Annotated in this window: 19 protein-coding genes and 1 pseudogene; 5 read left to right on the top strand and 15 right to left on the bottom strand. The window is 51.6% G+C overall.

Annotated features, from left to right (window positions below):
- Positions 1 to 238, top strand: a pseudogene (locus FLZ89_RS14580) (group II intron reverse transcriptase/maturase); the annotation flags it as partial.
- Positions 239 to 776: 538 nt separating this feature from the next.
- Here FLZ89_RS14580 and FLZ89_RS15995 read toward each other — a convergent pair.
- On the bottom strand, positions 777 to 1397 hold the full coding sequence (locus FLZ89_RS15995) for a hypothetical protein (RefSeq protein WP_216363912.1): 621 nt from the start codon (positions 1395 to 1397) through the stop codon (positions 777 to 779).
- A 15-nt stretch (positions 1398 to 1412) separates the two neighbouring features.
- On the opposite strand from FLZ89_RS15995, the gene FLZ89_RS15990 reads away from it, so the two are divergent.
- The 3 genes from FLZ89_RS15990 to FLZ89_RS14560 all read left to right on the top strand — a co-directional run bounded on the left by FLZ89_RS15990 (position 1413) and on the right by FLZ89_RS14560 (position 2451).
- Positions 1413 to 1556, top strand: coding sequence for a hypothetical protein (locus tag FLZ89_RS15990; RefSeq protein ID WP_216363911.1), 144 nt, complete (start codon positions 1413 to 1415; stop codon positions 1554 to 1556).
- 78 nt (positions 1557 to 1634) lie between these two features.
- Entirely contained in the window at positions 1635 to 1772 is a 138-nt protein-coding gene (locus tag FLZ89_RS14565; protein WP_141264474.1) for a helix-turn-helix domain-containing protein, read from the top strand.
- On the top strand, positions 1753 to 2451 hold the full coding sequence (locus FLZ89_RS14560; RefSeq protein WP_141264475.1) for a hypothetical protein: 699 nt from the start codon (positions 1753 to 1755) through the stop codon (positions 2449 to 2451). The genes FLZ89_RS14565 and FLZ89_RS14560 overlap by 20 nt, the downstream gene beginning before the upstream one ends.
- Positions 2452 to 2575: 124 nt before the next feature.
- On the opposite strand, the gene FLZ89_RS14555 is transcribed toward FLZ89_RS14560, so the two are convergent.
- The 4 genes from FLZ89_RS14555 to hepT (FLZ89_RS14540) are packed head-to-tail and all read right to left on the bottom strand — an operon-like array spanning position 2576 to position 5582.
- Positions 2576 to 4228, bottom strand: a complete 1653-nt coding sequence (locus FLZ89_RS14555; RefSeq protein ID WP_216363910.1) for an FAD-dependent oxidoreductase — start codon at positions 4226 to 4228, stop codon at positions 2576 to 2578.
- Between the two features lie 41 nt (positions 4229 to 4269).
- Positions 4270 to 4692 (bottom strand): type VII toxin-antitoxin system HepT family RNase toxin, encoded by a 423-nt coding sequence (gene hepT / locus FLZ89_RS14550; RefSeq protein ID WP_141264477.1) that lies wholly within the window; start codon positions 4690 to 4692, stop codon positions 4270 to 4272.
- A gap of 1 nt (position 4693) precedes the next feature.
- Entirely contained in the window at positions 4694 to 5125 is a 432-nt protein-coding gene (mntA, locus tag FLZ89_RS14545) for a type VII toxin-antitoxin system MntA family adenylyltransferase antitoxin (protein ID WP_172613649.1), read from the bottom strand.
- A gap of 31 nt (positions 5126 to 5156) precedes the next feature.
- Positions 5157 to 5582: a type VII toxin-antitoxin system HepT family RNase toxin gene (gene hepT / locus FLZ89_RS14540; RefSeq protein ID WP_172613648.1), complete on the bottom strand. Its 426-nt coding sequence runs from the start codon at positions 5580 to 5582 to the stop codon at positions 5157 to 5159.
- Between the two features lie 192 nt (positions 5583 to 5774).
- On the opposite strand from hepT (FLZ89_RS14540), the gene FLZ89_RS16330 reads away from it, so the two are divergent.
- The gene (locus FLZ89_RS16330; protein ID WP_256369523.1) at positions 5775 to 5897 is read left to right on the top strand and encodes a hypothetical protein; all 123 of its coding nucleotides are present in this window, start codon (positions 5775 to 5777) and stop codon (positions 5895 to 5897) included.
- A 40-nt stretch (positions 5898 to 5937) separates the two neighbouring features.
- Here FLZ89_RS16330 and FLZ89_RS14535 read toward each other — a convergent pair whose 3' ends face one another.
- The 10 genes from FLZ89_RS14535 to FLZ89_RS14490 form a co-directional block, all read right to left on the bottom strand.
- Positions 5938 to 6528 (bottom strand): hypothetical protein, encoded by a 591-nt coding sequence (locus FLZ89_RS14535; protein WP_253256507.1) that lies wholly within the window; start codon positions 6526 to 6528, stop codon positions 5938 to 5940.
- Between the two features lie 88 nt (positions 6529 to 6616).
- Positions 6617 to 7384 (bottom strand): nuclease-related domain-containing protein, encoded by a 768-nt coding sequence (locus FLZ89_RS14530; protein WP_216363909.1) that lies wholly within the window; start codon positions 7382 to 7384, stop codon positions 6617 to 6619.
- A 21-nt stretch (positions 7385 to 7405) separates the two neighbouring features.
- Positions 7406 to 7690 (bottom strand): hypothetical protein, encoded by a 285-nt coding sequence (locus FLZ89_RS14525; protein ID WP_141264481.1) that lies wholly within the window; start codon positions 7688 to 7690, stop codon positions 7406 to 7408.
- 109 nt (positions 7691 to 7799) lie between these two features.
- On the bottom strand, positions 7800 to 8042 hold the full coding sequence (locus FLZ89_RS14520) for a hypothetical protein (protein ID WP_141305200.1): 243 nt from the start codon (positions 8040 to 8042) through the stop codon (positions 7800 to 7802).
- Between the two features lie 159 nt (positions 8043 to 8201).
- Positions 8202 to 8528, bottom strand: coding sequence for a hypothetical protein (locus tag FLZ89_RS14515; RefSeq protein WP_141264482.1), 327 nt, complete (start codon positions 8526 to 8528; stop codon positions 8202 to 8204).
- Positions 8529 to 8548: 20 nt separating this feature from the next.
- Positions 8549 to 8995: a hypothetical protein gene (locus tag FLZ89_RS14510; RefSeq protein ID WP_141264483.1), complete on the bottom strand. Its 447-nt coding sequence runs from the start codon at positions 8993 to 8995 to the stop codon at positions 8549 to 8551.
- A 26-nt stretch (positions 8996 to 9021) separates the two neighbouring features.
- Positions 9022 to 9402, bottom strand: a complete 381-nt coding sequence (locus FLZ89_RS14505; RefSeq protein WP_141264484.1) for a gamma-glutamylcyclotransferase family protein — start codon at positions 9400 to 9402, stop codon at positions 9022 to 9024.
- A 72-nt stretch (positions 9403 to 9474) separates the two neighbouring features.
- Positions 9475 to 9858, bottom strand: coding sequence for a hypothetical protein (locus FLZ89_RS14500; protein WP_141264485.1), 384 nt, complete (start codon positions 9856 to 9858; stop codon positions 9475 to 9477).
- Positions 9859 to 9884: 26 nt separating this feature from the next.
- Positions 9885 to 10760 carry a class II glutamine amidotransferase gene (locus FLZ89_RS14495; RefSeq protein ID WP_141264486.1) on the bottom strand — a complete coding sequence of 292 codons (876 nt, stop codon included), beginning with the start codon at positions 10758 to 10760 and terminating at the stop codon, positions 9885 to 9887.
- A 137-nt stretch (positions 10761 to 10897) separates the two neighbouring features.
- Positions 10898 to 11122, bottom strand: coding sequence for a hypothetical protein (locus FLZ89_RS14490; protein WP_141264487.1), 225 nt, complete (start codon positions 11120 to 11122; stop codon positions 10898 to 10900).
- Positions 11123 to 11379: the final 257 nt, after the last annotated feature.

The raw sequence follows: 11379 nt of genomic DNA, 5'->3' as shown, positions 1-11379 counted from the left end.
GCGGAGGAGGCTGCGCATGTGCCTCTGGAAGCAGTGGAAGCGAGTACGGACCAGGTATCGCGAACTACGCGCACTGGGTTTACCAGAATGGGTAGTACATGAATTCGCCAACGCTCGCAAAGGGCCATGGCGGATGGCCCATGGGCCAATGAATAGAGCCCTGGGCAATACCTACTGGCAGTCCCAGGGCCTCATGAGCTTAACCGAACGCTATCTCAGTCTTCGTCAAGCTTGGTGAACCGCCGGATGCGGACCCGCATGTCCGGTGGTGTGAGGGGACGGGGGCTAGCCGCCCCCTCCTACTCGATATAACTTGCCGGAGCCGTGCCGCCCCTTGCCGGCAATTTTGCCCTCGTTTTCCCAGGAGTATTCCAGGAAATATCAACCCTGTATAACCCTTTTTAAAGCCGCTTGCTGGCTTTCTGAAGGGTCATCTATGCCCGGGAAATATTTTTTTACCTTCGGCAAAAATCGGCCGCTTGCGCCAAACGACAGGGGCTGCCTTAAGAAAATATGCGTTTAACCCATTTTTTCTTTAGATTTTTATTCCACCGCTGTTAAAGGTAAGAATGTGAAATATTTATCAAGTATTATAGGACAAGACATTTTGCCGCCGTCGCCCTGCAGTGGAAAGCAGTTCCTGCCGGACCTTCCGCGTGGTCTTGAGCGTTTTTCCCCGTCTTAGCCCAACGTTATCAGAGACATCTCCGGCGCATGAAGGGGACATGCATCAAGGCAAGGCACATTGCCTTGAGGGGTTGCCTTCGGTTTTACGCTCAAAATTTTCCTCCCCAGGTAGGAAAAAGGCAGAAACCTGTAGAATAAAAGCACTGCAGGAGGGATGAACCGTGACCATTGACCACGACGAACTCCTGCTGACCCGCGCGGTAACCGGCATCTTCCGTATTACCAAGCGCATTTTTTGGAATTGGTAGCAGGAGGGCTTCCTGATCCCTGTCCGCCTGCCCACGGGGCAGAAGCGGTACATGAGGGATGAAGTGTAAACGCTGCTGCAGGCGTTTGGCGGAAAAAGGAACGCAGCCGGAAAAACCTGAGGAGGCGAGGTAAGTCATGTGGCGAAATACCAGGTTTCTGACTACGACCGCCCTGCTGCTGGCCCTGACGGTCGCAGTCCAGATGGTCGGGCTCCCACAGCCGGTGACAGGCCCGCTGGTAAATGCGATGCTGTTCCTGGCGACTTTAACCGTAGGCATGGGGGGCGGTGTCGTCATAGGCGCCCTGACGCCGTGGATCGCCCTCATGCGGGGCATCGTGCCCCCGCTCGCCCAGCCCGTAACGCCGTTCATAATGGCGGCCAACGCTACGCTGGTGATAGTCTTCAGCCTGCTGGCAAGGTTTAACCCGTGGGTCGGCGTCGTTGCTGCCGCAGTATGCAAGTATGGGGTCTTCGTATGGCGCTGAAATTCATCCTGGTCTTACCTCCCAAGCTGGCGCAGGCTTTCCAGGTCCCCCAATTGCTTACGGCACTGGCGGGAGGGGTTATAGCGATTATCGTGCATAAAGCCCTGCCCGAGCAGTATAGGAGGTCGCTATAGCTTACGCCGCCGTTCTCGCGGCCGGCGAGGGAAGACCTTGCTCCGGGGCGCGCATGTTCAGGAGGAGCCACGGCAGGTGTGATTGAAATTGGCGAGCTGCCAGCGGCCAAGATAGGCAACCGCTACCGCATCGCCCAGGAAGATCTGGAACAGTTTATTGAGGAGAGGCGAACAGTCAAAGAGGGGGTATCAAACATTGAGTGTCTCCAAGGATGAGTTATACCGGCTGGTGGAGGCCTTGCCTGAAAAAGAAACCCTTATGGTTAAGATGTTTTTGGAGTTTGTATTGAGCGAGGCTGAAGCCAAAAACAAGGACAAAGTTTCAGAACAAACATTAGGAACCACATTTTACATCGAAGGACCTAGTGGTAAATATGCAGAAATGGAGTTTTGTTATCACCTCATGAAGCTTGATGATGTTGGAGGACAGGGTTATTTCGTATGGTACAATGACGCATTGACACAACTAGGGGATGTTGACTTTAACAAAAATGATTTACCAGCAGTATGGCCAGTTTATTATGCATTAGCTGCTAAATGTACTATTGTACCAGAACCTTTCTTTGGCGACTTTAAGAATCGAGAAGAAGTGGAGATGTATGTTAAAGGGAGCTTTAATCCAATCCCATTAAACAAAATCCCAATGAAACTTTCTTCAAATCTAGAGGTTGCTAAATTAATGTGGAGCGGTAAGACCTATTCTAAAGCCTTAACTATTATTGCGCAGCAGAGAGACTTAAAATCAATAAGCACAGTAGGGGATCAATGTACTCGTCAAATGGGATTAAACGCAAAACAATTTAAGGAATTAGTCGATAATAAGGAAAAGTTTATGGATCACCTGATAAAGCATTTTCCAGCTTATAAAGATTTTATAGTTAAGGAGTTATCTTAGAAAGCATCGTAAAGAGTATCGCTAAAGCTCTTTCGTAAAGCTGCTTTCTGCGGTCAACAAGGGTGGCACAGACTTCCATTTTTGTTATTTATGAACCAGGCTTGTTTTGTACCGGAACTTAAAATTACTTATCCACCCGGACACCAAAGCACTGCACCAGTATCTCCCGGACGGCCGCCACGTCGGCATCGGTGAAGGTACCGGGATCGCGACCTTTCATCACGGCGTATGCCGCCGCCACCCCGGCGGCATCCCCCAGGACACATTGATTGGGCAAGACCCGCAGCTCAGCCCAGGCCAGGGAGGAGATGCTGGCCGCATAGCCGGGGATGAGCAAATTGGGCACCGGGCGGCTGAGGAGGGTGTTAAAGGGGATATAGACCGGGTTCTGCGGCCACCCGCCCGGTCCCGGCATGGTCCGGGGATAATCAGGCCGTAAGAAAGGCGTCACCGGCCAGCGGTAGCGACCGTCGCCCCCCTTAAGGTCGCTGAAATGATAGGCATTGATATCCTGCCAGTAAAAGCCCAGGCCGATACGGTTTACATAATTGCCAAGGTCGTTGCCTTCCGCCGGACCTGGCCCGGCGCCGTGTGCAGCCGCCGCGGTCAGGGCGTAGTTGCTGTCCTCCGTTCCCGGTCCCGCTTCCCGGGGTTCGACTACCGTATGAATCGTTTCCCGCAGGTACAGCATCCCGCCGGCAAAGGGTTTCCCATCCGCATCCAGCACCACTTCCGCCTCATGGAAGCCATCGAAGCGGCGCAGTGCCCGGATGAAATCAGGATTCGCCAGCATCTCCCGCGCCCGCTGCCAGGCCGTGTCCGTGTCCAGGGCTTCCGGCGCCATATCCCCCGGATAAGCATCGTGCCCGCGGTCGCGGGCATTCGCCCGGCCGTCGACGTTAAAGATGAGGAGGGCATTGACCCACCACTCCGGGTTCCCCGGTCCGTCCTGGACGGCATTGAGGGGCTTTAAAGCAAAGCCCGCCGGGCCGTACCTGTCGTTAAAGGCGGTAACCACCGTGTCGTTTATGTAAACTTCCCTGCCGCCGTAGGCAGACCATACCCCTCGCTCCTGGCGGAAAATCATATCCCGGTAACGGCCGGGCTGCACCCCGCGCACCTTGAACATGAGGGTAGCAGCCTGCTGGCGTGGTCGCAGAGTAAGGTCGATAAAATCCCCAGCCAGCAAATCCGCCGGCCAGTCGGCGCGGCCCACCGTCACCCCGGCATGGCTCAGGCGACTGAGCCGCCCGTCTTCCGAAGCGTCGACAAAGATGGTCGCGGCAAGTATTAGGCGCTCTTCACCCCAGATTACCGTCCCGGCGGCATCCCTCTGCAGCTCCCGCAGGGCCAAGGTCTTGAGCCGCCCGCGCCGGTCCTTCTGGATGGCAGTTATATCCATAGCCCAGTAAGTATGAAGATTGGGCAGTCTCCCCAGGTCAGCAGCAATCTGCGCCGAAAGATCTGCCGTACGGTAAAAAGGTCCCACCGCTTTAAACCAGTGGGCAAAAGACCCCCCCTGGGCCAGCCGCCCGTCCCGCGCCCAGTAACGCACGTCCCAGAAGTTCTGGCCGCCCACCGTAGCCAGGCCGCCGTACTCGTGCTCGGGGTAGGGAACCACTAGGACCACCGTTCTATCCGGTGCCGTTGCCGCTGCCTTCCAGGCCGCCGCGCAGCCGGCCAGGCCGCCGCCGTAAACGACGATATCCGCCCGGACCGCAGGCGCCGCTAGGGGCCAGCCCTCCGGCCGGATCCCCGTGCCGGAGAGACTTAACATAAAACAGAAAACGATAAAAAATAACAGTAACCGTTTCCCCATCAGCCAATTCCCAGTCGTTCTTTTATAGTTAACATAAAATGATGCAAATCACCAAGATCGCGTTTTAATATGCCCCAGATGACCTCAGCATCAAGTTGAGTATAATCATGGACAATAATGTTACGAAATTGGGCCATCTTCATAAGTTTTTTAGCCAGTTCCTCGGGCAGGTAGCCGGCTTCACCTAAAACAGCAAAAATATCTTTATTATCCCGTGGCTCCCTTAATCCCTCATCGGAAATAATGTGGCTGGCAATATCTATGCAGCTTTCTATAGCCAGATGTAAAGTCCGTTCAGCATACCGGCGCAGCCGTTTATCAGCCAGGAAGTCTTTTAAGCCGATTTCCTTTTCTGCCTCCAGGTCAGCTATATATTCACTTAACAAAGCCAGGCGGTGTCTTATAACTTCGATATCAACCATATCAGCCACTCTCCAGGATTTTAGCGATAATTTTTTTATGTCGTCTCTGAAGAAGGGGTTGCAGATCAAAATAAGTGCGCCTGGACCAAACTTCAAACGCCACCCTGTAACGGGGATCTTTATCGACCAGTAAAATTCCGTCCTTTAAGATCTGGTGTTGCAGCAGTAAAGGTGCCGCCTGAATGTCAATGACATCTACCTTTTTTCCCGTTACCCTTTCCAGATCGATAATTATTTCCAGCCGGCGGTCAAAACGCTGCAATTTCTCTTCACTGCCGGCAAATAACACGGCCACGTCGATATCACTGCGCTCCCGGCTGGTCCCTCGGGCGTAAGAACCAAAAAGGTACGCCGCCACCACATCCTGGCAGCGATTGAGATACCCGGTTAGAGCATCAGCTATTGCTTTATCCAGGCGCGTTTCGGCTGGCAAATATTTTGGGGAGAACAAAATTTGCACCTTTCTATAACTCCCGTATTCCTAAAAATTTACCAATGCCATAAATAAATTCTACCAGGTCGTCCAGGCCAGTTTGTAAGTGTTTATACACCAGGCGGCGGTCAATGTCCATGTATTCATAGACAAGGATGTTACGAAAGCGTACTGTCTCAGCCAGCTTCCGGGCTAGATCCTGCGGGATAATCCCTTCAGCACCAAGAATTAAAGGTATGTCGGCATAGGTTTCCGGTTCGGGTAAATCCATGGCGCTGATAATATAATTGCCTATATCTATGATGCAGACAATGGCCAGCTCCATGTCCCTTTCTACCGTGGAATAAATTTGATGGTTATGCAGGAATTCATCAAGGCTCACGTTTTGATATTCCTTTAAGAAATTCACATATTCTTCGAGCTTCTTGAGGCGCCTCAAAACCCGTTCTAAATTCACGGCCGGCTTCCTCCTTCTTGATTTTAACTATAAACTGGCGCCGGTAGAAGGCCCGTAAGGGCTGGGTATCCAGGTATTCGCGCCTGGCCACGGTTTCGAAATCAAGCCTGGCCTGTCAATTTTAGGTATATAAGATATGCCTTCCCGTAAGACACGGCGTTCCTGGATATTTATTTTACCGGGGAACGCCGGGTGCCTGGGCAACTTCAGACACGGGATTTTATCTGGCTGGCCGGGAAGGAAATTTTAGATAGGGCCGTGCAGAATGCCCGGCAGGGGAGCCAGGCTTGCGGGTTGTATTGCCGGAAAGAGTAGATGTACAAATTGCATGGGTAAAATTAAGGCGTGGGTAAAATTAAGTCGCAGAATTCGACGGTTCGTTAAGTCCGAGAATCTGCCGCATTTTTACGATAAAATTCTTGAGATCCTGTTTAAAATCGGTAGCCAGCCCCGGAAGTTCTTTCAGGAGAGCCATTATTTTATCCGGTGCCCGTTTAAAATCATAAAGGTCGCGAAAATCCTGCCTGAAGTCCCGCAGCGCTTCCAGCTTCCGCGCCGTTGCGGCAGAGAGTAGCGCCGGACGGACGCCGGGCACCTCAAGGGTCATTTGATCGAGTAATTCTCTATCCCATAGATCGTCTTCAGGGATGGAGCAATCGATGTCTTTCGCTACAATCCTAAAGATTTTTTCTATGCCCGTATAATAGTCGTGCAGGATGGAACCTATTAGCCGCTGGGAGGTCTCGTCGCTAAGGCTGAAGCCCCCAAGGGAATCCGTTTGAATCTTCGGGAATAGGTTATATCGCACCAATTCTTTCTCTAGTTTTTCAAGGTTTGATAGTTCTTTGTGGATATTGGCCTTTGCTAGAAGCCACTTTTCAGGGAACAAAGCCCCACTCCTTTCTGTATGCTCTTTGTTAATAAGTTTTTTCCAAATAATAGCCAAACAGGGACTTTACGGCATAATTCGGGAAACGTTTTTTAGTATTCCAATTAACCTAAAAAACTGATCCATCTTCGTCGTTAAAAAATCTTCACTGCCCGTTATGAAAAGCACCGCTTTCCGTGGATTTTATTGCGAGAAGGTGCCAGAAAACCTGGTGACGTTCGTCTTCATTGAGATTGTTTTTGGGTTCGGTTAAATAATTAAGCAGCCATTTCTTGTTTACGACTCGAACCCCCTTAACAGGCTGGTACACCTTTACGAATGCCCGTGTGAATACAACAACCGCATTTATGTAGGGTACTTTTATGCCTCGCCCGGACATCTTTTCTTTAAGCCAGAAGCATTGACCAAGTACTTGTTTTAGAAAATCCTTTTCCAGAGGTTTCCCATCTCGTAGCAATTTTCCTTCCGGAGATATGGTTATTTCGCCTGTGTGGCTTTTTGTTTCGATGACAAAGACTCCCGTAGGGCCCACAACGATGTGGTCTATATTTCCCATAGGACAGGGAAAGTCGTTGAAGACGGCAAATTTCTTCGGCAGCCCATCGAGGATTTCTGAAATCTTTTCTTCGGCTTTAGCCCCTTTAACTGCCCGCGTGATGGCAGTCTCGATGTCTTTCCCGTCTTTCCCGGTCGAAACTTTGATAACGGAAATCAGAAAGCCTATTCCCATTCCAATTGTTAAATATCCTAATAAGGAAGTAACCCACGTATTAAGGTGCAGAAGTTTATTTCCTGTCAACGTTAAGACACTACTAATTACGATAAGAGCCAGGAGAGCCAAACAAATCCGCAAGGCCCTCTTTCTGGCTATTTCCCTTGTCCCTGCTCCAGCTTTACCTATTTGAAAGGGCACCATTGATTCTCCTTTTATTTTTTAATAATAACTATCCCTCTGTTTCAATATGTCCTCCTGCTGTTCCTCGGTAAAAATGTCTTTAGAACTCTCGACGAAATCTGCTATTTGCTCTGGCGTTTCTAAGGGCCAGCTTCTGTCTTCGTCCTCAAAAAAATTCCATTCGTCATCGTAGGGCTTGCCGTAAACGCAAACCGCGTCGGCGGTCACGCCGACGGCCCTTTTTCCTTTATCGCCTTTTAAAACCATGTCTTTTATGCTGACGTATACATGCCCGCCGGTATCCAGCATCTTCCAATCGCCCATTTTTAACTCCCCTTTCCTTATTTAGCATAACTTACAAAGGCACGGTCTGGCAAGAATAAATCATTCTATAAAGCGAAACGGCGCCCTTTGCCGCGAAACTTTTGGAACCCTATTTTAATTTGCTGTACCCTAATTTCCCCACAAAATAGTTTTCCCAAAAATGGTATTTATGATCCAATTCCGGCCGGACTTCCCTGTACTTTCGCAATTTGTCCCCAGCTTTGGCGGCCCTTTCTTCGTCCAATATTAGGCGGGCACGGGCCGCTTCGGCCTTGGAGCGTGCCCCCGCAATGATCCGTTTACGGTGAAACAGGAAAAACAACTTTTCCCGCCATCCGCCGCCGTCAAGCATCGACGCTGGGTCGGAAGACCATTTGCTCCATTTGGCAAATTCTTCCCGGGTTTCTCTTGCCGTTTTCGTAGCGTATTCAAAATTTCGTTCTAAATTTCCGGCATACTCCTACCGTAAATCTTTAAAAGTGTGGCGATAAAAGTCAAATTCTATTATTGGTTAATCCTGGAAGCATATTATGCAAGACGAAGGATAATAGTTTTTGTTTTTAAGAGAAATTTCCACTTCAGAATCCAAATCGCCGAGGTAACGGGCAATTATACCAGCCAGTCGTTCTTGCATCTGGTGATAATACATTCGTTGCAAACCGAATTCTTCAGAATGCTCTACGGCACGAAATGGGAATTCATAATACGGGTGAAGCAATGAAGGATCGAACAGCCTGGTAAGAATAAGTTCCGGTTCTTGCTCCAACCTGGCAAATATTTCTTTTTTCTTCCGGATGGCATTTATGGCAAGATCAAATAAAGTTAAGATTTCTTGCATGACGGCTTTTCTCTTCCTTCCTACCAGTAAAACAACAACCCCCGCTCCGCCGCCCTCCGGTAAAAGGCGGGGTCGGCCAGGTAAATCAAGCTCACCGACCACCCGCGGGCATCTTCTTCACTCCCCTGATGCCGTCGTTTTTGGGTCTGCCAGGCGTGCCTGAATTCGTGGGCCAGGGTAGTAACGGAAAACTTAGGGAGATGGATGGCGTTATCGTCCGGGACGTAGCATCCAAAACCGCTCCTCGCCGCCAGCAGCGTTCCCATCTTTAAAGCGGGCACCCGCAGCCCGTAGACCGCGCTCGCCTCTTCCAGCCACGCCCGGCACGCTCTGTAGGCCGCCTCGAACTCGGCGCGGCCGCCCCGGCCGGGGTTGCCGCGCCAGGGCCGGGCGGCGATGAGGCGGCGGGTGGCCTCGACGGTGCGGCGGTCGATGTTCGGGAAGCGATCTTTGTAACTTGAAGGCATGATAAACATCCTTCCTTTTCAGAAGTTTAATCTTTTGGCCGCCAGGGCTGCTCGCTGAAAGGTATTTTCCAGCCCTCCGGCTTGCCGTTCCAGACGTACACCCACGCCCGCACCGTGCCGCCCCCAGCCATCTCCACTTCGGCTTCCTCCCGGCGGTAGAGGTCGGGCACGCCCTCGTAGCGGTCCAGGTTTGCAAACGCTTGTCGGGGAACATAGAACACTTCGCCCATCACTTTCCCGCCGGGCTCAGGAACGATGCCCGGAAACTCGGGCGTTACCTGGTACATGGCGTAGCCGCGCAAAACGCCGAGGTACGGCCCGTCGCCGCCGAGGCGCTGCATGCGGTTGCTGTGGATGCTCATTAGAGTGCCGTAGACGAAAATGGGGTTTTTTTCTTGCTTCGGCATAGATATGCGACACCGCCTTATTCAAACTTTAAAGGGCGAGCGGCTTTCTAACGCCCCCGCCCTTAAATTAAACTAAAGAGCGATCTGCTCGTCGGCATCTTCCAGGATCCGGGCCGTCAGCATGTAGTACCTCCGGCCCTGCTTAGACCGGACCTCGCTGATCGTCACCGCCAACGCGTCCCAATCTTTTCCGTCGTTGGTGAGGCCCTCCATCAATTTCTTCACAGCTTCCACTACCGGCCCGGAGGAGAGGCGGTAATAGTGCCTGTTGTCGCCGCGAATGGTGAAAAGGACGTTTTCGTTATTATAGAACTTGCTCGTCACCACCGCGACGTCCTCGAAGATAATTTCCCTTCCGATAAGATTCCTTACGTCGCCCTTCGCGCGGTCGCGGAGGAAACCCAGCTCGCTGTTCGACGCTTCGTTGACTTGCCTTACGGCTTCCTGGAGATTCATAAATGATTCCCCTTTCTTTTAAAATTTTACCGACAATTTGCCGCTTTCTTTTTGGCAACCTGCTCTTCCCAGTAATCGATGTACGAGCGGTAACGGCGTTTCCCTTCCAGGGACGTGGCAACCCGCGGCCCTTCCTCACGGGCAAACATCGTCAATTGCGTTTTCCCGGTGAACGCGGGGACGATACGCCGCTTCTTCACCACCCTCCCTTCTCTCGCCACGTACAGCCACCCCGGTTCGGCTTCTTCCCAGCCTTCTTCCGTGTAGAGCGGCCGGGTGGCAACGATTAACGCCCTCTGGTCGGAGCGTTTGACTTCCCGGAAATACAGCCCGCCGACGGCCGCCGGGTGGTTCGCGGAAAAGAACAGGTTTTCGCCGTCGGCAAGGAGGAAATTCAGCTTGCCGCTGTCCTTGTATTTCCCCGCCACGCGGCAGATGACGTCCATCTTTTCTTCGGTCAATTTGACCTTGCTGATCTCCAATTCGTCGGCCACGGCGCAGAAGAAGGCTTCAGAATCGGTCGTCCCTTCCGGCCGCCGCAAGACCGGGGCGGCTTTCCTTATGTAGCCGTTGTGGGCCCCCGCCCAATCGGTCTCGCCCACGCGGAAGAGGAACGGGTGGGCGTTGGCCGTGCTTTTAAGCGACCATTTGCCGCTGGTGGTGCCCAGGCGGACGTGGCCGATGACCACGGTTGCCGGCACGGGCGTCGAAGCTAAAGCCGCGGCCAGGGGGCTTTCATTGGCGGCTCTGGCCTCGCGGATTACCGCCGGGCCGTGCCCGTCGCCCGCCCAGTATGCGATCCCCCAGGCGTGGGGGTTGCTCTCTCCCCTCTTGCGGAACTCGGCGAAGAGTTTATTGAAAGGCTTAGGCTCGGAAAAGCTGACGCCTAACAGCTGGCACATTTGAACCACCTCTCAATCATTTATCAAATCATTCTATCATTCTTTCTTGCTTTCATTATAGTATGGTTCGTCTTTTTTGTCAAGCACTTAATAAAAAAAACCGCCTTTTTGTAGGCGGGATGGGATAGAAAAACTGCTTAACGGTCTTTTGGCTTCGGCCGCAAGGGTTCTGGTACGGTCTTGTCGAAGCCTATAGGGGGGTTGCCAGTCTCTATCATCCATTTGATATAGGTATTGAGGATGTTGGCCATCGTGGTCTCGTTCTCTGTGGCCAAGATCTGCAGAAATTTTTTATAGCTGCTCGGCGTCCAAAACTGTAAAAGCTTTGCGTCTTCCGTATCTCTCTGGCTGCGTTTGAACATTATAAATGCCTCTCTTCCATTTTTCATTATTTCATTCTTTAATTATACAATCACTTCGCTGGCTTGTAAAGCGTCGTTATCGGTGTCATGTTCCAATTTTTAGGAGAAAGAAACCGAAATTCTTAACCGGTTTTAACTTTCCCTGCCGGGAAGTCCCCGCCCGTAAGGGCGGGGATGAAAGGCAGGGAGATAATCTCGCCATATTTCGATTCTTATAGTAAAATAAAGTCATGAAGTATCAATTGGACAAAGGATGC

The sequence above is a fragment of the Moorella sp. E306M genome, assembly GCF_006538385.1.
Taxonomy (GTDB): Bacteria; Bacillota; DSM-521; order Neomoorellales; family Neomoorellaceae; genus Neomoorella.
Note: the sequence above shows the minus strand (reverse complement) of the source record. Positions and strands in the feature narration are given on the sequence as shown.